Raw genomic sequence first — 25,710 nt, 5'->3', positions numbered from 1 at the left:
GGCGCGCCCGATGAACGCGCCACCGAGGCATTGGCGCTGGATCTGCGGCGCGGCTTCGTGACCGAGGACGCGGCGGCCCGGCACTACGGCAAGGCCGCTTCGTGACGCAGGCGGCGCGGGCTGCGGTCACCGCCGATCTGGCCGCGGCGCTGGCGGGGCTCGACCCCACGGCGCTGAGCCCGGCGGTGGCCGAACGCGCCCAGCGGGCGTTTCTCGATACGCTCGCCGTCATGGCGCCGGGCATGGGCGAGGCGCCGGTGCAGGCGGTGTCGCGGATGCTGGCGGCAGAGGGTGGGATGCGCGGCGCGCGCGACCGGGCGCTGCTGCTTGGCACGGCCGCCCATGCGCTGGATTTCGACGACGTGGCCTTTGGCGGCCATGTGAGCGCGGTGGTGGTGCCGGCCATTCTGGCGCTGTTGCCGGATCTCAGGCGCATCGACGGGCGGCGGGTTCTGCTGGCCTATGCGGCGGGGGTCGAGGCCTGGGCCGAGATCTCCACCCGCGAAACCACGCTCTACCACGCCAGGGGTGGCCACCCGACGGGCATTCTGGGGCCGATCGGTGCCGCCGGCGCGGCGGCGGTTCTGCTGGCACTGAGTACGGCGGAGACCCGCAACGCGCTGGCCATTGCTGCATCGGCGGGGGCCGGTCTGACGGTGCAGTTCGGCACCATGACCAAACCCGTGCATGCTGGGCGCGCCGCCGAGGCGGGCGTTGCCGCCGCGCTGCTGGCGCGGGCCGGGCTGAGCGCCGCACCGGATGCATTCGAGGCGCCCAATGGCTTCCTGCCGGTGCATTCGCCAAAAGGCGAGCTGGACCTGACGCGCCCGGTGGCGCTGCGAGGCAGCGGGTTGCGTCTGGAACAGGCCGAGCCCAGCATCAAGCGCTATCCGATCTGCTATGCCGCGCATCGCAGCGCCGACGCGGCCATGGCGTTGCATTCGGAACTTGTGCCGGATGAGATCGCGCGCATCGAGATCACGCTCAGCCCGCGCCACGCCGCGACCCTGCGCTACGACCGTCCGGAGACGGTGGCCGAGGCCCGGTTCAGCCTGGAATTCGCCGTGTGCTGCGCGCTGCTCTATGGGAAACTCGGGCTGGGCGAGTTGACACAGGCCCGGCTCGCCGATCCCGCTCTGACCCGGCTGATCGGCTGCTGTGCCCGGCGCCTTTCCGACACGGCAGATCCGGTGCTCGACGGTTTTGCGGCCTTCGACCAGGTGAGCGTGACGCTGCGCGACGGGCGCCGTATCGGCAGCCCCGAGATACGGCGCGCCGCAGGCCATGCGGACAATCCGATCCCGCGCCCGGCGCTGCTTGCAAAACTCTCGGATTGTTTCGCCGCCTCCGGCATGCCGTTTTCCGCCGAGCGGCTCGACAACACCCTACGCGCCATCGCCGGAGACGGCGATCCGGCGGCGCTGACCGAGATGCTCGAAACGCTTCTCATGCGCGCCAGCCCCGATGGGGCTTAGGCGCGTGCGCCGTGCCGCTTGAGCGCGGTGGCGCCATCGCTTACACCGAACCCTCTTCAAAAACGCGGCCGCAGTCTCTATGCGCGCGGTGAGGTTCGGAGGCAGATATCGCGATGACGCCCAGCAACAGCATGCAACCCGATGACGCGGGCGTGGCGTTCATCCCCGCCCGGCCTCTGGAGGCGGCCTGTGCGCATGTTCTGGAATCCGCCACGGAGGGGCGCGAATTCTGCGTCATCAGCCCGGGCCGTCCGCTGCCGCAGGCGCAGCCCGCGCGCCCCGGCTATCTGCAATGCGAAACCTCCGGATCTACCGGCCCGGCCAAGCGTATCCGGCGCAGCCTGCGCTCCTGGCAGGCCTGCTTCGAGACCGACCGCGATTTGTGGGATATCACCGCGCGCGACCGGATCGCGGTGATGGGCCCGCTCAGCAACTCGCTTACGCTTTACGGGCTCTTCGCGGCGCAGCATCTCGGCGCGACCCCGGTGGTGATCGACACCGACCGCCCCGACGAGCGCCTGCGCCGTCTGGCAGAGGCGGCGCCGACGCTGCTTTATACGACGCCCACGCAGTTGCGGCAGCTTGGCACCGGCGTGCGGGGGAGTGTCGGCTCGGTACGGCGGGTGCTGGCGGGGGGTGGTTTTCTCGACCGCGCCGCGCGCGAGGCCGCAGCTCGGCTCTTTCCCAAAGCCGGCCTGACGGGGTTCTACGGTGCCGCCGAGACCAGCTTTATCACGCTCGACGAGACCGGCGGCGCCGAGGGCTCCGTGGGCCGGCCCTATCCCGGGGTCACGCTGCGGGTGCGCGACGATGCGGGCCGGGATCTGCCCGCCGGCGAAACCGGCACGATCTGGGTCGAAAGCCCCTATCTCTTCGACAGCTATGCCGCCGGCACTGCGCCGGATACGCGCTGGGACAACGGGTTTCTCAGCGTCGGCGAGCTGGGCTGGCTGTCGGAGTCCGGCGCGCTGTTTCTCGCCGGGCGCCGCAGCCGCATGTTCACCGTGGCCGACCGCAACGTCTTTCCCGAGGCCATCGAGAGCTTTCTGCTGTCGCTGCCCGGCCTCACCGCCGCCGCCGTGCTGCCCGAGCCGGATCCGGCGCGCGGCAACCTGCCTGTCGCTTTTGTCTCGGGCGCCGGTCTCGACACCGGCGCGCTGCTCGCCGCCTGCCGCCAGCGCTTCGGTGCCGGTGCGGCACCTAGGCGGATGGTGACGCTCGACGCGCTGCCCGCGCTATCCTCGGGCAAGCCCGATCTGCGCGCACTCGCGGCGCTACTGGGGCAGGGGGCATGAGGCGCTCGGTCATCGTGGCGGCGCGGCGCAGCGCGGTGGTGCCGCGCGGCGGAGCGCTGGCAGATCGCGAGATCCATGAGCTCGCCGCCCCCGTCATGCGCGCTTGCCTGGGTGATGCCGGCCTGCCGGCGGAGGCGGTGGACGAAGTGCTGCTGGGCAATGCGCTCGGTGCCGGGGGCAACCCGGCGCGGCTTTCGGCGCTGGCCGCCGGGCTGCCCGAGCGCGTCGCCGGGATCAGCCTCGACCGGCAATGCTGCTCGGGGCTCGACGCGCTGCTGCTCGCCGACGCACTGATCGTCTCGGGGCAGGCCGATATGGTGCTGGCAGGCGGCGCCGAGAGCTATTCCCGCCGCCCGATCCGCCTGCGCCCGGGCGAGGACGGTGCCGCGCCCATCGCCTATGACCGCCCGCCCTTTACCCCTTGGCCGGATCGCGACCCGGACATGGCCGAGGCGGCGGCGGCGCTGGCACAGAGCCTCGGCTATGATCGTGCGCGGCAGGATGCCTGGGCGGTGTCGAGCCACGAAAAGGCCTGCGCGGCGCGCGACCGGCTCGCGCGGGAAATCGTCGGCCTGCCGGATCGCGACGCGTTTTCCCGGCGGTTGAGCCCGGCGGTCTGCGCCCGTGCGCGCACCATCAGCGGCAGCGTCACCAGCGCCAATATGGCGGTGGCCGCCGATGCGGCGGCGATGGCGCTGGTGGTCTCCGAGGACATGGCGCGGCGCGCCGGGCTGGCGGGGCTCGCGATACTGGGCGGCGTGTCGCGCGGCGGCGACCCCGGGCTGCCGGGGCTGGCGCCGGTGGCGGCGATCCGCGACGCGCTGGCAGGGCTGAGCCTAGCGCCGGCGCAGCTCGCACAGGCCGAGATCATGGAGGCCTTCGCCGCGCAGGCGCTGGCCTGTGTCGACTTGGCGGAGCTGGATGCGCGTATCGTCAATCCGCGCGGCGGGGCGCTGGCGCGGGGCCATCCCATCGGCGCTTCGGGCGCAATCCTTTCCGTTCGCCTGTTTCATGATCTATGTGAGAGCGGCGGCCGCGGTCTGGTCGCCATCGCCGCCGCCGGCGGCGTCGGAACGGCCCTTGTGACGGAGTGGCAGCACGCATGATGGGATTTGGCCGCAACCCCGGCAAAGAGGCTGTTGTCGCATCCGACGCGGCCATAGAGCTGCGCGGCGTCGCCCACAGCCTCGCCGGGCGCGAGGTGCTGCGCGGCATCGACTTGACGCTGACGGAACGGCGCATCGGACTTGTGGGCCGCAACGGCTCGGGCAAATCCACCCTGGCGCGGGTGCTTGCCGGGCTGATCGCGCCCGACAGTGGCGAGGTGACGATCGGCGGCACCGATGTGGCGCGCGACCGGCGCGCGGCGCTGCGGCTGATCGGTGTGCTGTTTCAGAACCCCGATCATCAGATCATCTTTCCCACCGTCGCCGAAGAGCTGGCCTTCGGGCTCAAGCAGCTCGGTCAGTCGCGGGCGGAGGCCGCCGCCGGGGCCGATGCGATGCTCGACCGGTTCGGCAAGCGCGCCTGGCGCGAGCGCTCGGTCACCGAGCTCTCACAGGGCCAGCGGCATCTGCTCTGCCTGATGGCGGTGCTGGCGATGTCGCCTGCGGTGATCCTGCTCGACGAGCCGTTTTCCGGGCTCGATATTCCCACCACGCGGCAGTTGCGGCGGATGCTCGACGGAGTGGCGCCGCGCGTGCTCCAGATCACCCACGACCCGTCTGCGCTCGACGGCTATGACCGGGTGATCTGGCTCGACGAGGGCAGGGTGCGCGCCGACGGCCCGCCGGAGGAGACGCTGGCGCTCTATCTCGCCGCGATGGAGGAGGATGCCGATGCTGGCACTGACCTCTTCGATTGAGACGCCTTATCACCGCTGGCCGGCGGGGGTGAAACTCGCCATCGCCTCGCTGAGCGTGCTGGGCATCTACCTGATCGACAGCCCGCTCTGGCTCGCGGCGATCACATGGGCGGTGGCGGCGGCCTATCTCGTCGGCGGGCGGCGGTTCTTTCGCGAGGGGCTGCGCCTGTCGCGCCCGCTCTGGCCCTTCGTGGTCGTGCTGCTCGTCTGGCATCTGATCGAAGGCGCCCCGGCGCGCGGCGTGGCGCTGGTGCTGCGGCTGATTGCGGCGGTGGGCATCGCCAACCTCGTCACCATGACCAGCCGGCTCGACGATCTGACCGATGTGGTGCTGCGCCTGCTGTCGCCGCTACGGCGCATCGGTCTCGACCCCGCGCCGGTCGGGTTCGCCATGGCGGTCACCATTCGCTTCACCCCCGTCCTGCTGGCCAAGGCACGGGGGCTGCGCGAGGCCTGGCGCGCCCGCAGCGCCCGCGCTCCGGGCTGGCGCATCGTGCTGCCGCTGGGGCTGCTGGCCATCGACGATGCCGAGCAGGTCGCCGAGGCGCTGCGCGCGCGCGGCGGCATCGGGCAGGCGCCGCCGGGGGCCGATCAATAGATGCAAATCCCGGCGGGGGCTGCTACTGCCGGGAAACCCTGTCCCGACGTCAATAAGGAGACGACCACGATGGAACGCAACGTTGTGATGATCGCGCTGTTCGCCGCGCTGATCGCTGTGCTCGGGCTGATCCCGGCGATCACCCTCGGTTTCGGGGTGCCGATCACCGCGCAGAGCCTCGGCGTGATGATGTGCGGCACCGTGCTGGGTGCCCGCCGTGGCGCGCTTGCCGTGCTGCTCTTCCTGCTGCTCGTGGCGCTGGGGCTGCCGCTGCTGGCCGGCGGTCGCGGCGGTCTCGGTGTGTTTGCCTCGCCGACCGTGGGCTTCCTCGTCGGCTTCCCGGTCACCGCCTTTGTCGCCGGGCTCATCGTCGAGAAGACCCGCAGCCTGCCGCTGATCGTGACCGCGACGGCGGGCGCGGCCATCGGGGGCATTCTCTTCATGTATATCTGTGGCATCGTCGGCATGGCCGTCACCCTCGACAAGACGCTGGCCGAGGCGACGCTGCTGGCCACGCCCTTCCTGCCGGGCGACGCCATTAAGGCGGTGATCGCCGGCATGCTGACCTCGGCGCTGGCGCGGGCGCGTCCGGCGAGCGTGCTGTCGCGCTCATGAGCGGCGGGGCGCTCGACGCAGTCCTGCGTGCACGGCGTTCGGTTCGGGCCTTCCGGCCCGATCCGGTGCCGCGCGAGGAGGTGGCCGAGCTGCTCGATCTCGCCCGTACCGCGCCGTCCGGCGCCAATCTCCAGCCGGGGCGGTTCCATGTCCTGGCCGGAGAGCCGCTGGCCGCGCTCGCCGACGCGCTTGAGCGCGCCGCCACGAGCGGGCGCCCTCCGGTCAGCGAATACAGCTATTTCCCCGCGCCCATGCCCGCCGAATACAAGGCGCGGCAGCGGGCGGCGGGCTATGCGCTCTATTCCGCGCTGGGGATCGCGCGCCGCGACGTGGCCGCAAGGCGCGCGCAATTCGCCCGCAATTACCGCTTTTTCGATGCGCCGGTCGGCCTCGTCGTGACCATCGACCGCCGCATGGGCGCGGGCTGTTTCATGGATCTCGGCATGGTGATGCAAAGCTTCTTTCTTGCCGCCGAGGGCAGGGGGCTTGGTGCCTGCGGCATTGGCGCGATTGCCGAGGTCGCCGATATCGCCCATGCGCATCTGGAGCTGCCGGAGGAGGAGATGGTCGTCTGCGGCATCGCGCTCGGCCATCCCGACCCCTCGCACCCGGTCAACGGGGTGCAAACCGAGCGGCTGAAGCATAAGGCGTTCGCCAGCTTCCGGGGCTTTTAGGCCAGCGCCTGCGGCGCGGCGGCGCGGTCGCGGATGCGCTCGATATCGCGGCGCGGTGGGGCGCCGAACAGCCGGCTGTATTCGCGGCTGAACTGCGACGGGCTCTCATAGCCGACATTGAAGGCCGCGCCCGCCGCGTCGAAATCGTCGGTCAGCATCAGCCGCCGCGCCTCGTTGAGTCGCAGCCGCTTTTGATATTGCAGCGGGCTCATGGCGGTGAGCTGGCGGAAATGATGATGCAGGCTCGACGGGCTCATATGGATCTGCGCGGCGAGCTCCTCGACCTTCAGCGGCTCGGCGTAATGCGTTTTCAGCCAGTCGATGGCGCGGGCGATGCGATGGCTCTGGCTGCCGACCGAAACCATGCGCAGCAGCCGCGGCGCCTGATCGCTCTGCAACAGCCGGTAATGGATTTCGCGCTCGATCAGCGGCGCCAGCACCGGGATCGCCTCGGGCTCGTCCAGCAGCGCCACGAGCCGGGCGAAGGGCGCCAACAGCTCCGGCGTTAGCTGGCCGATGGCGGCGCTCGGCTCCATGCTGCGGTCCCGCGCGGGCGCGGATCTGACCTGCGTGCTGAGTTCGGCGATCAGCCGCAGATCGAGCCGCAGCACCAGGCCGAGACAGGGGCGGTCGGGGCTCGCCTCCAGCACGCGGCTGTCGCCGGGAAGGTCGAGCGAGGCGACAAGGAACCGCTCGCTGTCATAGGTCAGGCCCCGCGCGCCGATATGCATCTGCTTCACGCCCTGGCAGACGATGATGATGCTGGGCTCGATCATGCAGGCATGGGGCTCGGAGGTGGATTCGCGCCGGAACAGACCTAGATTTGGCAAAGCGGTGGCGTAGTCTTCTTTGCCCACCGTCCACGGGTCGATGATCGCGGCAAGCTCTGCCTGACGGGCACGGATGCCGGCATTCGGCGTCTCGATACGGATCTGCTCTGACATGCGGTCGCTCCTTGCGGTTGCTGCATACAGCATAGCGAAGCGCTGCCTTGCCGTCGTCAGAAATTTTCAGGTCTCGGAGGATCAGGCAAGAAATGCGGCGCATCATTCTACCGTATACGCGATGATCTGTGGGATTGATGTAGTCGAGCCGAGGGCCGGCCGATGCCGAGAGGCATGACCGGGGCGGCGCCTGGCACAGAGGCAAAGAATAGGAGATCTGTCATGATCAAAGACAAAGTCGTTATTATCACCGGCGCGTCCTCGGGGATCGGCGAGGCCACCGCCAAGGAAATCGCCAGCAAGGGCGCCAAGGTCGTGCTCGGTGCGCGGCGCGAGGAAAAGCTCAAGCAGATTGCCGACGACATCAAGGCGGCGGGCGGCGAGGCGGTCTATCAGGCCATCGACGTGACCAAGACCGAAGACAACGACGCCATCGTCAAGCTTGCCAAGGACAGCTTTGGCCGCGTCGACGCGATCTTTCTGAACGCGGGCATCATGCCGGTCAGCGCCGTCTCGGCACTGAAGACCGACGAATGGAAGCAGATGGTCGACGTGAACATCAACGGCGTGCTGAACGGTGTCGCCGCCGTGATGCCGACCTTCACCGAGCAGAAATCGGGTCACATCCTGGCGGTCTCGTCGGTGGCGGGGCTCAAAGCCTATGCCGGCACGGCGGTCTATGGCGGCACCAAGTGGTTCGTGCGCGACTTCATGGAAGTGCTGCGCATGGAATCGGCCATGGAAGGCACCAATATCCGCACGGCGACGCTCTATCCGGCGGCGATCAACACCGAGCTGCTGGACACGATCACCGACAAGCAGGCCGGCAGCGGCATGCAGGAGGTCTATGACGCCTTCGGCATTTCGCCCGACCGGATCGCCCGCGTCGTGGCCTTTGCGCTGGACCTGCCCGAAGACACCACGGTGAACGAGTTCACCGTCGGGCCGGCAAACCAGCCCTGGTAATCCGCACCGTGATCGGGCCCGGCATTGCGCCGGGCCCCTTTGCGCCCGGGGGTTACGACCCCGCCGGCGTTGACTGCGACAGTCTGACACGTATGATGGCGCTATCGGGAGAGCGGTGTCCCGGATCCGGACCCGCGCCGCCGTTGCGAAACGCGCAGGCGACATCCCAGGGCGTCCGGGCGGACTGCCGCGATTGATGAGGTCAGCTCATCCAACCTATCGGCCTCCCGGGATAGTTTTCGTGCGCGGCAGACACATTTTTAAGACCTAACGAGACGTTCTTTGAACGGCTCCCGCACGGCTGCGGTCGGGCGGGGAGAGCAAACGCAACACCGACAGGCAAGGGAGCCTCCGATGCAGCTAACAGTCAATGGCACGACGCGCGACGTCGATGTGGACGCCGACACCCCGCTTCTCTGGGTGATCCGCGAGGAACTGGGCCTCACCGGAACGAAATACGGATGCGGCGTGGCGCAATGCGGTGCCTGCACCGTGCTGGTCGACGGCATCCCGACACGCTCCTGCGTGACCCCGGCGGACAGCGTCACCGGCACCGAGATCAGCACCATCGAAGCGGTGCGCGAGACCGAAGTGGGCAAGCGCGTGGTCGAGGCCTGGGTCGAGAACCAGGTGCCGCAATGCGGCTATTGCCAGTCGGGTCAGGTGCTGACCGCCGCCGCGCTGCTGACCGAGACGCCGCAGCCCAGCGACGACGATATCGAGGGCGCGATGATCAACCTGTGCCGCTGCGGCACCTACAACAAGATCCGCGCTGCCGTGCGCGGCGCGGCGGAGGGCTGAGCCATGGGGATCATGCAGAAACTCACCCGCCAGCCGGTCAACGTCTCGCGCCGCGGCTTCCTGACGGGCACCGGCGCGCTGGTGCTGGCCACCGCGCTGCCCGCGCGCCGCAGCCGCGCGCAAGAGGCCGCAGGCGAGGCCGAACCGCCCGCCGTGCCCGCCTTCCTTGAGCTGCGTTCCGACGGCACCGCTTTGTTCCGCAGCCCGTTCATCGAGGGCGGGCAGGGGATCTTTTCCGCGCTGCCGCAGATCGTCGGCGAGGAGCTGGATCTGCACCCCGAGCTCTTCACCGTGGAGAGCGCCCCCCCCGGCGCGCCCTTCGACATCATGGGCGGTTTCCGCTTCACCGGCGGCAGTTCGTCGGTGCGGTCGAGCTATCCGCTGATGCGCCAGCTCGGCGCCACTGCACGCGCCATGCTGATCGAGGCGGCGGCGCAGCAATGGGGCGTCGATGCGGCGGATCTGACCACCGAGCCCGGCAAGGTGGTGAACCCGGAGAGCGGCGAGAGCCTCGGCTATGGCGAGCTGGCAGGCGCGGCGATGGATCTGCCGGTGCCGGCGGATGTGCCGCTGCGCGACCCGTCGACCTTCCGCTGGATCCGCCAGCCGCTGCCGCGCTACGACGTGCATGACAAATCCACCGGCCGGGCCAATTACGCCATCGACGCCTCGGTCGAGGGCATGCTGCTGGCCGCCGTGCAGCACGCGCCGCGCCTCGGGCTGGCGCCGGTCTCGGTGACCAACCGGGCCGAGATCGAGGGCATGCGCGGGGTGCATTCGGTGCATCTTCTGCCGGGCGCCGTGGCGGTCGTGGCCGACAAGTTCTGGCAGGCGCGCAAGGCGGTCGAGGCGGCAGAGGTCGAATGGGGCCCGGGCGAGGCGAGCTGGCCGATGCCCGAGGATTTCTCCTCGCAGGGCTTTCGCGACACGCTGGCCAATGCCGATGGCGAGGTGATCGAGATCGAGGCCCAGGGCGATGCCGCCGGCACGCTCGCGGGTGCCGAGACCGTGCTCGAGGCCGAGTATGACGCGCCGTTCCTGGTGCATGGCCAGCTCGAGCCGCCCTCGACCATCGCGCGGTTCAACGACGACGGCACGCTGGATCTGTGGCTGCCCAACCAGGCGCCGGAGATGTTCCAGGGCGCGGCTGCGGAGGTGGCCGGCATCGCTGCGGAGAATATCCGCATTCATTCGCAGATCCTCGGCGGGTTCTTCGGGCGGCATTTCCTCTACGAGACCGCCAACCCCTATCCGCAGGCGATCCTGCTTGCCAAGGCGGTGGGCCGTCCGGTCAAGGTGCAATGGACCCGCGAGGAGGAATTCCTGCGCGACGCGGTGCGCCCCATGGGTTTTGCCCGGTTCCGGGGCGCGGTGAGCGCCGAAGGCCCCACCGCGCTCAGCGTCGAGGTGGTGGGCGAGGGGCCGACCGGGCGTTGGTACAAGGCGCCTGCCGGGCAGGATCCCTCGGCGACCGAGGGGATTTCCGGCAAGACCTATGCCATTGCCAACCGGCATATCGGCCAGATCTATGTGCCGAACCCGGCGGTGATCGGCTATTGGCGCGCTGTTGGGCATTCGATGCATGACTTCATGTATGAAAGCTTTCTCGACGAGCTGGCCGGCGCCGCCGATCTCGACCCGTTCGAGATGCGGCGCGGGCTGCTCTCGGACTCCGAGCGTCACCGCACGCTGCTGGAGACGGTGGGCACGCTGTCGGGCGGCTGGAAACCCGGTGTCTATGAGGCAGAGGATGGCAGCCAGCGGGCACGCGGTGTCGCCATGGCCTCGCCCTTCGGGTCAGAGGTGGCGGTGATCGCCGAGGTCTCCATAGACGGCGGCGAGGTGGCGGTGCATCAGGTCTGGGTCGCCATCGACCCCGGCCAGATCGTCAACCCGGCCACCATCGAGGCACAGGTGCAATCAGCGGTGGCGCTGGGTGTGTCGCAGACGCTGATGGAAGAGCTGGTCTACGAAAACGGCGAGCCCACGGCGCGGAATTTCGACTATTACCCGTTTCTGCGCCCCGACCAGATGCCGCAGGTGCATGTGGAGATCGTCGAGAGCGGCGCCAAGATGGGCGGCATCGGCGAGCCCGGCCTGCCGGCGGTTGGCCCGGCCATCGTCAACGCGGTGGCGGTGCTGACCGGCCAGCGCATCCGCAGCCTGCCGCTGTCGAAGCACGATTTCGGCTGATCCGACCGGGCGATTTCCGCTCCCGAATCGACGCCGGGCTCTGCTGAGCCCGGCGTTTTTTCGTGCCAAATGCTCGTTTTCGCGCGGGGCAGGGACGCCGTCTTGCTGATTTTTTATGCAAAATCGCCGGTTTTAGCGGTTTGCGCCCTGTCGATGCATGCCGATGCGCCTGACCGAATCATAAAAACAAATCAGCCTGTTTTTAAATGAGGGCGAAATGACCGTATCTACACGACGTACTCAGGACCAGCGCAGCACTGAAACCCGCAGGCTTCTGCTGGCGGCGACGGTGCAGATGTTGATGGATGTGGGCTATGCCAATACCAGCACCGCCGGCATTGCCAAGCGGGCGGGCGTGTCGCGCGGGGCGCAGACGCATCACTACCCCAGCAAGATGGCGCTGATCGTCGCCGCCACTGAAGAGATGTTCGCCAATTTCGCCGCCGGGCTGGAGGCGCTGGCCGCCGATATGCGAAGCGGTGCGCTCGACTACGATACGTTCTTCGAGGCCGTCTGGGACGAGGTGCTCAAGGGCGACTGGTTCTATTCCTCGCTGGAGATCATCGTCGCCGCGCGCGGCGATACGGAGCTGCGCGAGCAGCTCGCGCCGCTGATCCTCGATCTGCACGAGCGGCTGGAGGCGATCTGGTCGCAGACCTTCGTCGCGGTCAGCCCGGATGCCATCACCCCGCGCGTGGCGCTGAACCTGGCGCTGAACGTGTTTCGCGGCATGGCCGTGCAGGCGGTGCTGCGTCGTGACGAGGGCTATTTCCGCGAGATGCTCATGGCGCTCAAGGTCATGCTGGCAAGCCATGTGAAGCCCGCGACAGGCACCGCCTGAGCGCAATGCGTACCCGGTATTTTGTGTACAATGAAACAAACAAGACAGCCGGTTTTTAAGATAGGGCCTCGCCCCAATCACAAGCGGTGACAAGCCGCATCCAACCAGAAACGTTCAACAGGAGATAACGATGAATAAACTCACCTCTCTTATGGCCGTGGCCGCCTTTGCGGCGGCGCCGGCACTGGCGCAGGACGCCGAATGGGAAACCCAAGGCCTCACCGACGACGCCATCACCATCGGCGTGATGGGGCCGTTTTCCGGCAACGCGTCGTCCTACAGCAAGGCGCTGATCGGGATGATGGCCTATTACGACAAGGTCAACGAAGAGGGCGGGGTGCATGGCCGCAAGCTGGTCGCGGTGCAGGAAGACACCGCCTGCGACAGCGCCAAGGGCCTCGCCGCCGCCAAGAAACTGATCTCGCAGGACGAGGTCTTCATGCTTCAGGGCAATTCCTGCTCGGGCGTGGCGCTGGCGCTGCGGCCCACCATCGAAGAGGCGGGTCTGCCCTGGATCGTCGCCCACGCGGTGAGCGACTCGATCTCGACGCCGCTGGCGGGGAACATCTTCCACGGTGTGCCCACCGGCAGCGCCAACGGGCGCGCCATGGCCGCCTTTGTGCTGTCCAAGCCCGACACCGAGAATGTCGCGATCATCGAGCATTCCAACGACTGGGCGCACAGCTATTCCAACCCGGCGCGCGATTATCTGAAAGAGCAGGGCGTCGAGCCCACGGCCGAGCTGACCATGGAACGTGGCCAGACCGATGCCACCGCGCAGGTGCTGAAGCTGCGCCAGAACAAGCCCGATTTCATCATCGCGGCGCTTTACGAGGCGGAAACCGCCATCTTCCTGCGCGACCTGAAGAAATACGGCATGGGCGATATCCCGGTCATGGGCACCGCCGGCACCGATCTTGAGAACACGCTCAAGCGCACCGGCGATTTCGACACCGTCAAGAATTACTACGTGATCCACTCCTATGTGGACAATCTCGACGGCGAGAAGATGAAACCCTGGGGCGACATGATCCACAAATACTACCCCGACGAAGAGCTCTCGACCTTCTCCTTCGTCTCCATCGGGTCAGCCGAGGCGCTGGTCTCGGCACTCGAAGCGGTGGGTCCGGATCTCACCCGCTCCAAGCTGATCGCGGCGCTGGAAGAGGTGCGCGATTTCGACACCGGCATCCTGTCGGATCCGATCACCTGGACGCCGGAGGATCACCAGGGCGTCAAGGGCTCTGCCGTGGCGGGCTTTGTCGACGGCGAACCGACCGTGCTGAAAGCCTGGGGCCAGCCCTACTAAGCCAACTCTCCCCGACTGCCGGGCGTGGCGCGCCTGCGCCCGGCCTTTTTCAGGAGCAATACCGATGCTGATGCAGCTGACATTGGGCGGATTCGCCCAAGGGGCGATCTATGCCCTGATCGCGCTGTCGCTCACGGTGGTCTACCGCTCGACCACGGTGGTGAATTTCGGCCATGGCGATTTCGTCATGGCGGGCGCCTTCCTCTCCTACGTGCTGGTGGTGCTGGCGGGCATCGCCTTTCTTCCGGCGGCGGCGCTGGCGATGATCGCCATGTTCGTGCTGGGCGTGCTCTTCAGCAAGGGGCTCATCCGCCCGATCCGGGGCGGGCCGCATATCGGGCTGGCGCTCATGTGCATCTCGGCGGGCTATGTGCTGCGCGGCATCGCGCGCATGGTCTGGGGCCGCGAGGTGCTGCCGATGCCGGCGGTCTTCGACATGGAGCCGATCTTTCTCGGCGATCTCGTGATCACCGGCGACGCGGTCTTCATCATCGGCACGGTGCTGGTGCTGCTCATCCTGTTCTTCGGCGTGCTGGCGCTGACCGATCTCGGCAAGATGGTGCAGGCGGTCTATCAGAGCCCGCGCGGCGCGCGGCTCATCGGCCTCAATGTCGAGCGCTTCAATGATTTCAGCTGGGGCATCGGCGCGGCGCTCGGCGCGCTTGGCGGCATCCTCGTGGCGCCGGTCTCGCTGCTGCATCCCGATCTTGGCGCCAGCTTTCTCATCAAGGGCTTTGCCGCGATGACGCTGGGTGGCTTCGGCTCGCTGGGCGGCGCGGTGCTGGGCGGCATCCTGCTGGGGCTGGCCGAGCAATATGCCGGCGCCTATCTGGACAGCGCGCTCATCGAGATCACCGCCTATGTGGTCATCGTTCTGGTGCTCTTCATCCGCCCGCAGGGGCTCTTTGGCCGCAAGGCCGTGGTGAAGGTGTAAGATCATGAGCACGACCATGCCGTCCGCCCGCCAGCGTCAGCTCCGCACATTGCTCTTCTGGGCCGTGCCCGCGCTGCTGCTGCTTTTGCCGCTGGCCACCAACGCCTATACTCAGTTCATCGTGAACGGGATGCTGATCTCGGTTCTGGTGACGCTGGGTTTCACGCTGGTGATCGGCAATCTCGGCCAGCTGGCCTTTGCCAATACCGCGTTTTTCGGGATCGGCGCCTATGCCTCGGCGATCCTCTCGGCCAAGCTCGGCCTGCCCTGGATCGTCACGATCCCGCTGGCCGGTGTGCTGGGTGCGCTGGGGGGCTTTCTCGCCTCCTCCGCGGCGCTTCGCGGCATCCGCTCCTATTACCTCGCGATCATCACCCTGGCCTTTGGCGAGCTGATGCGGTGGGCCTATCTGCACAGCAAGCCGCTCACCGGCGGCACCGACGGGCTGCCGCTGCCGCGCGAGGCGATGTTCGGCATCTCGCTCAGCGACGACACGCTGAAATTCTACATCTTCCTTGCCGTGACCGTGCTGCTGGTCAAGGCGACGCTGAATCTGATGCGCTCGCGCTTTGGCCGCGCCGTGATGGCGGTGCGCGAGAACGAGATTGCCACCGCGTCGCTGGCGATTCCGACGGCGCGGGTGATCCTCGTCAGCTTCATCTGGTCGGGCTTTGTCGTGGGCTGCGCCGGGGCGCTCTTTGCCCGGCATGTGGGCCATGTCTTCCCCGAAAGCTTTGGCATGCTGCACCTCATCGCCTCCTTCGCGATGGTGCTGGTGGGCGGGCTCGGCTCGGTTCTGGGCGCCGTACTGGGCGCTGTGCTGCTGACCGCGCTGCCGGAATATCTCCGCGCCTTTCCGGGCATGGAAGAGCTGTTCTTCGGCCTGATCGTCGCCGCCGTGCTGGTCGCCATGCCCATGGGGCTCGCCAGCCTGCTGCGCCGTCTCTCGCCGATCTTCGTCGAACGTTATTACCGGGAGGAGTCATGACCGAGCTTCTGAACGTCCAGGGACTGAGCGTCCGCTTTTCCGGTCTGACCGCGCTGGACGATGTTTCCTTCACGCTCGAAGAGGGCGCGGTGCGCGCGGTGATCGGGCCGAACGGGGCGGGGAAATCCACGCTGTTCAACGCGATCTCGGGCTATGTCACGCCGACCTCGGGCAGCGTGCATCTGAAGGGGCGTGAGCTGACCAAGCTGACCCCGCACGAGATCGCCGAGCAGGGGGTGCGCCGTACCTTCCAGAACGGCGGGCTGTTCCCGGCGCTGACGGTGCTGGAAAACGTGCTGACCGGGCTGCACGCGCAGACCGAGGGCTCGTTCCTCGATATCCTGCTGGGCCGCTCCAAGGCGCTGAAATCCGAGGCGGGCAACATCCACCGCGCCCGTGAGCTGCTCAAGCTCATGTCGATGGATCACATGGCCGACACCCGGGCAGGGGATCTGTCCGGCGGCCAGCAGCGGATTGTCGAGATTGTCCGCACCGTAGCCTCGGACCCGCCGGTGCTGCTGCTCGACGAGCCCGCCGTGGGGCTGTCGCCCGTCGCCCGCGCCCAGATGATGGAGATCATCCACCGTCTGGCCGGGGAAAAGGGTGTCGGCATCCTGCTCATCGAACACGCGGTGGAACTGGTGATGGCCGCCGCCGACCGCATCCTCGTGATGGCGGCGGGCGCGCGCATCGCCGAAGGAACGCCAGAGGAAATCCGCGAAGACCGCGCCGTGCTGGAGGCTTACCTTGGACACTCCTGAACCGCTTCTGAAAATCCGTGACCTGCATGTGGGTTATGGCAAAAAGCCGATCCTACGCGGCGCCACCTACGATGTGCTGCCGGGCGAATGCCTGACGCTTCTGGGGGCCAACGGGTCGGGCAAGTCGACCTCGCTCAACGCCGTCTGCGGCTTTGTGAAACCGACCTCCGGCTCGGTGCTCTTCGACGGGATCGAAACGGCGGGCCTGCCGCCGCACAGGATCTTTGCGCATGGCATCGCCCAGGTGAGCCAGGCGCGTGACCTCTTCCCCGACCTCACCGTCGAGGACAACCTGCGGCTCGGCGCCATGCGCCGGGGCGGCAAGGAGCTGAGCCAGACGCTGGGGCTGGTCTATGACCGCTTTCCGCGCCTCGCCGAGCGCCGCAAACAGGCCACCCGCACGCTTTCGGGCGGCGAACAGCAGATGGTCGCCATCGGCCGGGCGCTGATGTCGCGCCCGCGGCTGCTCCTGCTCGACGAGCCCTCTGGCGGCCTCTCGCCGCAGTTCTGCGAAGAGATCGCCCGCATCATCGACACGCTGAAGGAGGACGGGGTGACCATGCTCATGGTCGAGCAGAACCTCAACCTCGCCTTCCGCGCCGCCGACCGCTTCATCGTCCTGCGCGACGGCGAGGTGGTGGATGGCGGCGATGTCCGCGCCATGGCGGGCGATCATGACGCCATCGTGCGCGAAATCTATCTCTGACGAAGGAAGACCCAAATGACCACGCTGCACGACGACCTGATCGTCTTTGACGGGCTGATTATCTCTGACTGGGGGCGCCCGGTTTTCGAGGCGATGGCGCAGGGCGGGCTGACCGCCGCCAACTGCACCTGCTCGGTTTGGGAGAATTTCCGCGACACGATGTCGGCCATCGGCGCCTGGAACACACAGTTCCGCGAGCATGCCGACCTGATCGTGAAGGCGAAGACCGTCGCCGACATCCGCCGCGCCAAGGCCGAGGGCAAGACCGGCATCGTTTTAGGCTTTCAGAACACCACCGCCTTCGAGGACCGGCTGGAATTCATCGAGCTTTTCAAGGAGCAGGGGGTTGGCATCGTGCAGATGACCTACAACACCCAGAACCTGGTGGGCTCGGGCTGCTATGAAAGCACCGATAGCGGGCTGTCGGATTTCGGCCATGAGGTGGTGGCCGAGATGAACCGCGTCGGCATCCTCTGCGATCTCAGCCATGTGGGGCCGAAGACCTCCGAAGACGTGATCCGTGCCTCGAAAAAGCCGGTCGCCTATTCCCACTGCCTGCCCGCTGGCCTCAAGGCACATCCGCGCAACAAGAGCGACGAACAACTTCGGTTTATCGCCGAACAGGACGGCTTTGTCGGGGTCACCATGTTTCCGCCCTTCCTTGCCGCCGGCAACGGCGCGACGGTGGACGATTACGTCGCCGCCATCGACTATATCGTGAACCTCGTCGGCGAGGAACGCGTCGGCTTCGGCACCGATTTCACCATGGGCTACGGGTCGAAATTCTTCGAATATCTCAACCGCGACAAGGGCTATGCCCGCCAGCTTACCGAGATCTGGGAGGTGGAATTCCCCGACGGGCTGGGCTCGATCGCCGATTTCCCGAACCTGACGGCGGCGATGCAGCGCGCGGGCTGGTCCGAAACCAAGATCCGCCGCGTGATGGGCGAGAACTGGCTGTCTTTGCTGGATCGCGTCTGGTGATCCGGCGCGCCGGGGGAGACCCCGGCGCATATGGCGTTTGCGGTTCAGGATGCCCGGAAACGCCTCAGCTCAGGATCTGCATCTTGCGCGTGGCATCCGGCGACAACACGGTCGTCACGATCCGGTTGCGGAACAGCTCCACATGGCGGGCGGCGACGCGTTCGGCGCCCTCCGTATCCTGCTCGCGGATGAAGGCCACCATCTCGCGGTGATCGGCAATCGTGCGGTCGAGATGCTCCTGCAACCGCGCCTGCGTGCCGTCATGTTCGATGAAACTCACATGACCCACGCGCATGCCCTCGATCAGCGCGCGCTCATAGCCGTGATGCAGGTGGCGCGAATGCGCCGCCTCGCTGATCGCCAGGTGAAAGCGGAAATTCATCTCGTTGAGCGCATCCACATCGCGGCCCGCCGCCGCCTGTTCGAAACCGCGCTCGGCGGCCTCGATCCCGCGCAGCTCCTCATCGCTCCGGCGCAGCGCGGCCAGCGTCGTCTGGGCCCGCTGAAGCAGGTCGAGCGACTCGAAAAAATCCCGCAGATCGAAGAGGTTCATCGCCGCGACGCGCGAGCCGCGCCCGCGCACCGCCTGCACCAGTCCCTCGGCGGTCAGCCGGATCAGCGCCTCGCGCACGGGTGTGCGCGACACCTCGTAACGGGCCGAGATCTCCAGCTCGTCCAGATCCGACCCGGGGCGCAGCTCCATGCGCAGAATCGCCTGCCGCAGCATGCGGTAGACATGTTCGGCCCCGCGTTCGGGGGCCGGTTTCGACGCTGCCGGTTTTTTCGCCATGTCCCTGTCTCCGTTGCGTGATTTGCAAGCGCGCGTATACATCCGCGCATGCGCGATTTCCAAGAAATAATCCCCCGGAAAGAAAACCGTTGACTCAACCATATTATACACTGTGTATTTTAATGAAATACGAAGAGGATGCACAACATGGGCGAAACCTGGACGATAGGCGTGGATGTCGGAGGCACGTTCACCGATCTTTGCGCCATCGAGAGCACCAGCGGGCGCATCGCGCTGAACAAGGTGTCGAGCACACCCGCCAACCCGGCGGAGGCGATCATCGCCGGGCTGGATGCGCTGGCGGAGAAAGCGGGGTTCGACCTCAAGGACGTGCGGGCCATTGGCCACGGCACCACCGTGGCGACCAATGCGCTGATCCAGCGCACCGGCGCCAAGGTGGCGATGGTGACCACCCGCAATTTCCGCGATCTGGTCGAGATCGGCCGCCAGATCCGCCCCAAGATGTACGACCTCAAGGCGGATTTTCCGCCGCCGCTCGCCCCGCGCCATCTGCGCTTTGAGGTGACTGAGCGCGTCGGCGCCGACGGTGCCGTGGTCGAGCCGCTGGACATGGCCAGCGTCGATGCGGTGATCGAAGACCTGCGCGCCGAACAGGTCGAGGCGGTCGCGATTGCCTTCCTCTTCGCCTATCTCAACCCGTCGCATGAACAGGCGGTGAAGGCGCGCATCGCAGAGGCGCTGCCGGATGTGGCGGTCTCGGCCTCCTCGGATGTGATGCCGGAATTCCGCGAATACGAACGCTCCTCCACCACGCTGCTCAATGCCTATCTGCAACCGGCCTTCGCCGAGTACATGCGCACGCTGGAGCGCGAGGTGGCGGCGCGCTCGCCCGTCTCCAGCCTCGGGGTGAACCAGTCGAGCGGCGGGCTGATGTCGGTGGAGACCGCGCGGGAATTCCCGATCCGCACCGCCATGTCCGGCCCGGCGGCGGGGGCGAACGGCGCGATCCATACCGCAATGCAGTCGGGCATCGGCAATGTCATCACCTTCGACGTGGGCGGCACCAGCGCCGATGTGGCGCTGATCCGCGACCGCACCATCGGGCTCGCCTTCGACCGCGACGTGGCGGAGTTCCCCGTGCGCATGCCGATGGTCGACATCAACACGGTGGGGGCAGGGGGCGGCTCGCTCGCCTGGTTCGACCGCGACGGTCTGATGAAGGTCGGTCCCGCCAGTGCCGGCGCGCGGCCCGGCCCCGCCTGCTACGGTCGGGGCGGCGATCAGGCCACGGTGACCGATGCCAATGTGGTGCTCGGGCGGCTCTCGACCAGCGGGTTGCTGGGCGGCGACATGTCGCTCGATGTGGATGCCTCGTTCCGCGTGGTGGGCAAGGTAGCCGAGCGTCTGGGCGTCGCGGTCGAGACCGCCGCGCGCGGCATTCTGGATGTGATGGCCGCCAATATGGTGCGCGCGATCCGGGCGATCTCGGTCGAGCGCGGCCACGACCCGCGCGATTTCGCGCTGATGCCCTTTGGCGGCGCCGGCCCGCTGCATGCGGAGGCCTGCGCCCGTGCGCTGGGGATCAAGCAGATCCTCGTGCCGCTGCTGCCGGGCATCCTCTGCGCCGAGGGGCTGCTGGTCGCCGGGCGCTCGGAAAGCCTCGTGCGCTCGCAGCGCATCGCTTTGAATGACGCCGCAAGCCCGATCCTGTCGCGGCTCGCCGACGAGATGCGTGCAGAGGCCGAGACCTGGTTCGAGGCCGAGGCCATTCCCGAGGCGGAGCGCAGCACCAAGCTGGTCGCCGACATGCGCTACACCAGCCAGAATTACGAGCTTCAGATTCCGGTGGGCGGCAACAGCGTCACCGATCTCGATGCGCTGAAACAGGCGTTCTTCGAGGCGCACGCCCAGGCCTACGGCTTTTTCAACCCCGAGGATCCGGTCGAGATCATGGCGCTGCGCATGACTCCGGAGGGCGCGCGTCCGCAGATCGGCAGCCCGCCGCAAAGCGCCACCGCCTCGCGCGCGCCTGAGCCCAAGGCGACGCGCCCGGTCTGGTTCGCCGGCCCGCGAGCGCTCGACACGCCGGTTTACGACCGTGCCGAGCTCGCCGCCGGGGCAGAGCTGACCGGCCCCGCCGTGATCGACCAATTCGACTCCACCCTGCTGCTGTTCCCCGGCGATCACGCCCGCGTCGACGAGGCGCTCAATATTCTCATCACCCGCGGAGAGACAGACCTGTGACCCTTCACGACACCCTCACCGCCCCCGCCGCCGCGAATGACGCCGGGCCCGATCCGATCACCGTCGAGATCGTCTCCTCGGCCTTCCGCTCGGTGGTGGACGAGACCTTTATCGCGCTGATGAAAAGCGCCTATTCCACCAATATCAAGGAACGCCACGACCATTCGACGGCGATCTGCGACCGCAAGGGGCGGCTGATCGTGCAGGCCGACCTGTCGCTGCCCATTCACCTCGCCTCGATGACCGGGCTCATGCAGGCGGTGCTCACGCGCTATGCGCCCGAGGAGATCCGCGAGGGCGACATCTTTGTCGCCAACGACCCGCATGCGGCGGGCGGCACGCACCTGCCCGACATCAACTATGCCGCGCCGATCTTTGTCGACGGCCAGCTTCTGGGCTTTGTCTGCAACATCGCCCACCACGCCGATATCGGCGGCATGGTGCCCGGCTCCATGGCGGGCGGTATGTCCGAGATCTATCAGGAAGGCCTGCGCATTCCGCTGGTGCGGCTCTTCCGCGAGGGCGCGCTGCAACAGGACATTCTCGACCTGCTGCTGCTCAATGCCCGCATTCCCGAAGAGCGCCGCGGCGACCATTTCGCCCAGATCGCCGCCTGCCGTCTTGGCCTGCGCCGCGTCGGCGAGATCGCCGAGCGCTATGGCGCCGCGCTGATCGAGCAGGTCTGGGACTCGCTGCTCGCCCGCACCCATGACCGGATGCGCGGCGCCATCGCCGAGCTGCCCGACGGGGTCTATCGCTTCGAGGACGTGATGGACGATGACGGGGTGGGCACCTCGGACATTCCGCTGAAGCTGGAGATCACTGTGACCGGCGACCGCGCCGTATTCGATCTGCGCGGCTCGGCGCCGCAGGTGAAGGGCAATATCAACCTCACCCGCAATGCCTCGAAGGCGGCGGTGGCCTACGCGCTGCGCACGCTGCTCGACCCCGAGATCGCCAATAACGAGGGCATTCTGGAGTGCTGCGAGCTGCTGACCGAGCCGGGCAGCATCGTCGACTGCATCGCGCCCGCGCCGGTGGCGCAGCGGCTCAATACCTCGCAGCGGCTGGTGGATGTGATCATCGGCGCACTGGCGCCTGCGCTGCCCGATGCCGCCGTGGGCGCGGCCAACGGCGCCAACACCACCGCTGTCTTTTCCGGCATCGACCCGCGCAACGGCAAGCCGTATCTCTATCTCGAAACGCTGGGTGGCGGCGCTGGCGGGCGCAGCGACCGCGACGGCAAGGACGGAGTGCAGGTGCATATCACCAACACCTCCAACCTGCCCATCGAAGCGATCGAGACCGAATACCCGCTGCGTGTCGTCAGCTACGGCTTTGTCGAGGATTCCGGCGGGGCAGGGCGCTATCGCGGCGGCGCGGGTCTTCGCCGGGTGATCGCGCCGGTGGATCACGACTGCACCTTCAACGGCGCCGGCGAGCGGTTTTCCAACGCGCCCTGGGGGATCTTCGGCGGTGGCGAGGGGCGGCCCGGACAATTCCTGCTGGACGGGGCGGGCGAGAGCCGCAAGCTCGCCAACAAGCCCTCCGCCGTGCCGCTGAACCGCGATCAGGCCATCGTGGTCGAAACGCCGGGCTCCGGCGGCTACGGCCCCGCCGCCGAGCGCGCGCCCGAGGCGGTGGCCGAGGATGCGCTTTCGGGCAAATACAGCCCCGACTTCCTCGACCGGAATTATCCCGCGCAGCGGCGCGGATAAGCAGGGGCCGGGGCGGCCCGGCCCTCAGCAAAGACAACCAAAGCAACAGGGAAATCACGACATGCTCAAGACACTGACTAAACCGCTTCTCGCCGGGGCGCTCGCCGCCGCCGCGCTGCCCGCCTGGGCGCAATCGGTCACCTGGGATCTGGCCAACGAATACCCGCCGAACTCAGTGCACGCGCAATCCGCCGACACCTTCGTCGAGGCGCTGAAAGAGGTCTCGGGCGGCGACATGGTGGTGACCGCGCATCAGGGCGCGGCGCTGGGGTACAAATCCATCGACCAGTACGATGCGGTGGGCGACGGCGCGCTCGATCTCGCCTCTTCCTTCGCGACGCCCTGGTCGGGCATCGACCCGGTGTTCATCCTCTCCTCCATCCCCTTCCTCGTCACCACCCCCGAGGAAGAGCGCCAGCTCTACGAGATCGCCAAACCCTATTACGAAGCGGTTCTGGCCGACGACAATCAGGTGCTGCTCTTCGCCACGCCCTGGCCGCCGAGCGGGCTCTGGGGCAACAAGCCGCTCGACTCGATGGAGGCGCTCGACGGCGTGAAACTACGCACCTATGATGCCAACGGCACCATCACCTTCGGCAACACTGCTGCCACGCCGGTGCAGCTGAGCTGGGCCGATACCGTGCCGCAGCTCTCCACCGGTGCCATCGACGCGGTGCTGACCTCCGCGGATGGCGGCTCGGCCTCGCAGCTCTGGGAGCAGCAGTCGCATTTCACCGAGGTGAACTATGCGATGCCGCTGCAATTCGTGCATGTGAACCGCGATGTCTATGAGGCGCTGTCCGACGAGCAGAAAGCCTGGGTCACCGAGGCCGCCGCTGCCGCCGAGGATTTTGGCTGGGGGCTGCTCGAAGACCGCGTGGCGCAGAACTATGCCGAGATGGAAAGCCACGGCATGACCGTCGTGACCGGTGTCGACCCGGCCTATATCGCCGCGCTGACCGAGGCCGCGCAGCCGGCGCTTGAGGAGTGGAAAGAGAAGATGGGCGAAGATGCCGACTCGATCCTCGCCGCCTTCGAGGAAATGCGCGGGGAATGAGCGGCGTCTCCGACACCCAAGACATCGCCGGCCGGACCGGGCCGGCGATGCTCTTTCAGCGCGGCGTCTTCGCCCTGTCGCAGGCCGCCGCCGTGGTGGCGGCGGTGCTGGTGGTCGGTATGGTGCTGCATATCCTGCTCGAAATCGGGCTGCGGATGATCGACCGCTCAACCTTTGTGCTCGACGAGATGGTCGGCTACGCCATCGCGGGCGCCACCTTCCTGTCGCTGGGCTATGCGTTCGAGCATTCCGCTCTGGTGCGGGTCGGGCTGCTGATCGACCGGCTTTCGGGCCGCGCCCGCCGCGCGCTGGAGACGCTTTGCGGCGTCGCCACGCTGGCGGTGACCTCGCAGATCTCCTGGGTGATCGCCAAGACCGCGATGCGCAGTTTCGAGCGTGGCCGCACCTCCAGCTCGATCGCCGAGATTCCGCTCTGGATCCCCGAGGCGGTCTGTGCCGCGGGACTCGCGATCTTCAGCCTTCAGGTCTTTGCCTGGATCCTGCGCCAGATCTTCGACCTGCCGGGGCCTGTCCCGCCGGGCAATGACGATCCGCTTCAGAACGACCTGTAGAGACAGGCAGAAAGGGAATTCATGGACCCGCTTTTCGCCGGACTGGCGCTGATCGCGATGCTGGTGGTGACGCTGGGCAGCGGCGTGTGGATCTTTGCCGGTCTGCTGCTCGTCTCCTTCGCCGGGCTGCATTTCCTCGTCGGCATGCCGCTCACCCGCGTCTTTTCCATCGCCGGCTCGATCACCTATCGCAGCGCCTCCACCTGGGAGCTGGCCGCCGTGCCGCTGTTCATCTGGGTGGCGGAACTCATCTTCCGCTCTACGGTCTCGGCGCGGCTGTTCAAGGGGCTGGCGCCCTTTGTCGACCGCATCCCCGGACGGCTGCTGCACACCAATGTGCTGGGCTGCACGCTCTTTGCCGCCGTCAGCGGCTCGTCGGCGGCGACCACGGCAACGGTGGGCAAGATCACCTCGAAAGAGCTTGTGACGCGCGGCTATGACGAACGCCTTGCAGTCGGCTCGCTGGCCGGCGCGGGCAGCCTCGGGCTGCTTCTGCCGCCGTCGATTGCGATGATCATCTACGGCATTCTGGCCGAGGTCTCCGTCAGCCGGTTGTTCGCGGCGGGGGTGTTGCCGGGGCTGGTGGTCTCGGGGCTCTATTCCGCCTTCATCATGGCGATGGCGCTGATCCGTCCGGGCGTGGCGCCCGCCGGGCACCAGAATTTTGCGCTCCGCGACTATGCGCGCGCCGCGCTGGACCTGTTGCCGGTGGTGGCGCTGATGGGGATCGTGCTGGGCGCGATCTATTCCGGCATCGCCACGCCCTCGGAGGCGGCGGCGGTGGGCGTTCTGGCGGCTTTCGTGGTGCTGATCCTGCTGCGCGAGCTCAACTGGGAGCTGGTCCGCGCCAGTCTGCTCGGCACGGTCAAGACCAGCACCATGGTCTGCATCATCCTGATCTCGGCCTCGCTGCTCTCCACGACGCTGGGCTATCTGCACCTGCCGCAGGAGCTGGGCGCGGCCATCGGCGCGATGAACCTCGACCCGCTGGCGCTGATCATGCTGCTGGCGCTGTTCTACCTGTTGCTGGGGATCTTTGTGGACGGGGTGGCGATCATCGTCATGACCCTGCCGATGACCCTGCCGCTGGTGACGGCGGCGGGTTACGATCCGGTCTGGTTCGGCGTCTTCCTGGTGCTGATGGTCGAAATCGGGCTGCTGACGCCGCCGGTGGGGATCAACCTCTTCGTGTTGCAGGGGCTGACAAACTGGCCGCTGGGACGGGTGGCGCGCGCCTCGGTGCCGTTCTTCCTGCTCTTCGGTCTGGCGGTGGTCATCCTTGTGGCCTTCCCGCAGCTCGCGCTCTGGCTGCCGAACCTGCTCTACGGCGCGTGATCCGTCGCGCCGGGGCCATCAGAGGTCGCGGCGCGATGGAATCCGGCGGCAATGTTCGTGTATATTTGCGACACCCCGCCTGAAG

At 67.4% G+C, this 25,710-nt stretch carries 24 protein-coding genes; 22 read left to right on the top strand and 2 right to left on the bottom strand.

The window, feature by feature from the left end:
* Window positions 1–101: 101 nt before the first annotated feature.
* From I6N89_RS08230 to I6N89_RS08200, 7 genes are all read left to right on the top strand, one after another.
* Window positions 102–1,475 (top strand): MmgE/PrpD family protein, encoded by a 1,374-nt coding sequence (locus I6N89_RS08230; RefSeq protein WP_207017769.1) that lies wholly within the window; start codon window positions 102–104, stop codon window positions 1,473–1,475.
* Between the two features lie 113 nt (window positions 1,476–1,588).
* A complete protein-coding gene (locus I6N89_RS08225) occupies window positions 1,589–2,770 on the top strand; it encodes an AMP-binding protein (protein ID WP_207017768.1) in 1,182 nt (393 codons plus the stop codon).
* Complete coding sequence (locus I6N89_RS08220; protein ID WP_207017767.1) at window positions 2,767–3,876, top strand: thiolase family protein; 1,110 nt, start codon at window positions 2,767–2,769, stop codon at window positions 3,874–3,876. Before I6N89_RS08225 ends, I6N89_RS08220 begins: the two co-directional genes overlap by 4 nt.
* Window positions 3,876–4,634 carry an ABC transporter ATP-binding protein gene (locus tag I6N89_RS08215; RefSeq protein ID WP_207017783.1) on the top strand — a complete coding sequence of 253 codons (759 nt, stop codon included), beginning with the start codon at window positions 3,876–3,878 and terminating at the stop codon, window positions 4,632–4,634. Before I6N89_RS08220 ends, I6N89_RS08215 begins: the two co-directional genes overlap by 1 nt.
* Complete coding sequence (locus I6N89_RS08210; protein WP_207017766.1) at window positions 4,609–5,232, top strand: energy-coupling factor transporter transmembrane component T family protein; 624 nt, start codon at window positions 4,609–4,611, stop codon at window positions 5,230–5,232. Before I6N89_RS08215 ends, I6N89_RS08210 begins: the two co-directional genes overlap by 26 nt.
* Window positions 5,233–5,301: 69 nt before the next feature.
* Window positions 5,302–5,847 (top strand): biotin transporter BioY, encoded by a 546-nt coding sequence (locus tag I6N89_RS08205; protein ID WP_207017765.1) that lies wholly within the window; start codon window positions 5,302–5,304, stop codon window positions 5,845–5,847.
* Window positions 5,844–6,521, top strand: a complete 678-nt coding sequence (locus tag I6N89_RS08200; protein WP_207017764.1) for a nitroreductase — start codon at window positions 5,844–5,846, stop codon at window positions 6,519–6,521. The genes I6N89_RS08205 and I6N89_RS08200 overlap by 4 nt, the downstream gene beginning before the upstream one ends.
* Here the strand turns inward: I6N89_RS08200 and I6N89_RS08195 are convergent.
* Window positions 6,518–7,465: an AraC family transcriptional regulator gene (locus I6N89_RS08195; protein WP_207017763.1), complete on the bottom strand. Its 948-nt coding sequence runs from the start codon at window positions 7,463–7,465 to the stop codon at window positions 6,518–6,520. The two genes, I6N89_RS08200 and I6N89_RS08195, sit on opposite strands and share 4 nt — an antisense overlap.
* 222 nt (window positions 7,466–7,687) lie before the next feature.
* Between I6N89_RS08195 and I6N89_RS08190 the strand changes: the two genes are divergently transcribed.
* The 10 genes from I6N89_RS08190 to I6N89_RS08145 all read left to right on the top strand — a co-directional run bounded on the left by I6N89_RS08190 (window position 7,688) and on the right by I6N89_RS08145 (window position 17,948).
* On the top strand, window positions 7,688–8,431 hold the full coding sequence (locus tag I6N89_RS08190; RefSeq protein ID WP_076694721.1) for an SDR family oxidoreductase: 744 nt from the start codon (window positions 7,688–7,690) through the stop codon (window positions 8,429–8,431).
* A gap of 354 nt (window positions 8,432–8,785) precedes the next feature.
* Window positions 8,786–9,232 (top strand): (2Fe-2S)-binding protein, encoded by a 447-nt coding sequence (locus I6N89_RS08185; protein ID WP_207017762.1) that lies wholly within the window; start codon window positions 8,786–8,788, stop codon window positions 9,230–9,232.
* A 3-nt stretch (window positions 9,233–9,235) separates the two neighbouring features.
* Window positions 9,236–11,425: a xanthine dehydrogenase family protein molybdopterin-binding subunit gene (locus I6N89_RS08180; protein ID WP_207017761.1), complete on the top strand. Its 2,190-nt coding sequence runs from the start codon at window positions 9,236–9,238 to the stop codon at window positions 11,423–11,425.
* 217 nt (window positions 11,426–11,642) lie between these two features.
* A complete protein-coding gene (locus tag I6N89_RS08175; protein WP_076694729.1) occupies window positions 11,643–12,266 on the top strand; it encodes a TetR/AcrR family transcriptional regulator in 624 nt (207 codons plus the stop codon).
* Window positions 12,267–12,396: 130 nt separating this feature from the next.
* A complete protein-coding gene (locus I6N89_RS08170) occupies window positions 12,397–13,575 on the top strand; it encodes an ABC transporter substrate-binding protein (protein ID WP_207017760.1) in 1,179 nt (392 codons plus the stop codon).
* Between the two features lie 64 nt (window positions 13,576–13,639).
* Window positions 13,640–14,509, top strand: a complete 870-nt coding sequence (locus I6N89_RS08165) for a branched-chain amino acid ABC transporter permease (RefSeq protein WP_207017759.1) — start codon at window positions 13,640–13,642, stop codon at window positions 14,507–14,509.
* A gap of 4 nt (window positions 14,510–14,513) precedes the next feature.
* The gene (locus I6N89_RS08160; protein ID WP_207017758.1) at window positions 14,514–15,497 is read left to right on the top strand and encodes a branched-chain amino acid ABC transporter permease; all 984 of its coding nucleotides are present in this window, start codon (window positions 14,514–14,516) and stop codon (window positions 15,495–15,497) included.
* Window positions 15,494–16,258, top strand: coding sequence for an ABC transporter ATP-binding protein (locus I6N89_RS08155; protein ID WP_076694739.1), 765 nt, complete (start codon window positions 15,494–15,496; stop codon window positions 16,256–16,258). The genes I6N89_RS08160 and I6N89_RS08155 overlap by 4 nt, the downstream gene beginning before the upstream one ends.
* The gene (locus I6N89_RS08150) at window positions 16,245–16,964 is read left to right on the top strand and encodes an ABC transporter ATP-binding protein (RefSeq protein ID WP_207017757.1); all 720 of its coding nucleotides are present in this window, start codon (window positions 16,245–16,247) and stop codon (window positions 16,962–16,964) included. The genes I6N89_RS08155 and I6N89_RS08150 overlap by 14 nt, the downstream gene beginning before the upstream one ends.
* A 15-nt stretch (window positions 16,965–16,979) precedes the next feature.
* On the top strand, window positions 16,980–17,948 hold the full coding sequence (locus tag I6N89_RS08145; protein ID WP_207017756.1) for a dipeptidase: 969 nt from the start codon (window positions 16,980–16,982) through the stop codon (window positions 17,946–17,948).
* 64 nt (window positions 17,949–18,012) lie between these two features.
* Here the strand turns inward: I6N89_RS08145 and I6N89_RS08140 are convergent, their stop codons facing one another.
* Window positions 18,013–18,738, bottom strand: coding sequence for a GntR family transcriptional regulator (locus I6N89_RS08140; protein WP_207017755.1), 726 nt, complete (start codon window positions 18,736–18,738; stop codon window positions 18,013–18,015).
* A 147-nt stretch (window positions 18,739–18,885) separates the two neighbouring features.
* Here I6N89_RS08140 and I6N89_RS08135 point away from each other — a divergent pair, with 147 nt between their 5' ends.
* The 5 genes from I6N89_RS08135 to I6N89_RS08115 all read left to right on the top strand — a co-directional run bounded on the left by I6N89_RS08135 (window position 18,886) and on the right by I6N89_RS08115 (window position 25,625).
* Window positions 18,886–20,943 (top strand): hydantoinase/oxoprolinase family protein, encoded by a 2,058-nt coding sequence (locus tag I6N89_RS08135; protein WP_207017754.1) that lies wholly within the window; start codon window positions 18,886–18,888, stop codon window positions 20,941–20,943.
* Window positions 20,940–22,661 (top strand): hydantoinase B/oxoprolinase family protein, encoded by a 1,722-nt coding sequence (locus tag I6N89_RS08130; RefSeq protein WP_207017753.1) that lies wholly within the window; start codon window positions 20,940–20,942, stop codon window positions 22,659–22,661. Before I6N89_RS08135 ends, I6N89_RS08130 begins: the two co-directional genes overlap by 4 nt.
* Before the next feature lie 61 nt (window positions 22,662–22,722).
* Window positions 22,723–23,718, top strand: coding sequence for a TRAP transporter substrate-binding protein (locus tag I6N89_RS08125; RefSeq protein ID WP_207017752.1), 996 nt, complete (start codon window positions 22,723–22,725; stop codon window positions 23,716–23,718).
* Complete coding sequence (locus I6N89_RS08120) at window positions 23,715–24,290, top strand: TRAP transporter small permease subunit (protein ID WP_207017751.1); 576 nt, start codon at window positions 23,715–23,717, stop codon at window positions 24,288–24,290. The genes I6N89_RS08125 and I6N89_RS08120 overlap by 4 nt, the downstream gene beginning before the upstream one ends.
* Before the next feature lie 21 nt (window positions 24,291–24,311).
* The gene (locus tag I6N89_RS08115; protein ID WP_207017750.1) at window positions 24,312–25,625 is read left to right on the top strand and encodes a TRAP transporter large permease; all 1,314 of its coding nucleotides are present in this window, start codon (window positions 24,312–24,314) and stop codon (window positions 25,623–25,625) included.
* Window positions 25,626–25,710 lie beyond the last annotated feature (85 nt).

Origin of the sequence: Salipiger abyssi, from assembly GCF_017311415.1 — a bacterium.
In the GTDB taxonomy this organism is placed as follows: Bacteria; Pseudomonadota; Alphaproteobacteria; order Rhodobacterales; family Rhodobacteraceae; genus Salipiger; species Salipiger abyssi_A.
The sequence above is the reverse complement of the archived record's forward strand: the minus strand, read 5'-3'. Positions and strand labels throughout refer to the sequence as shown.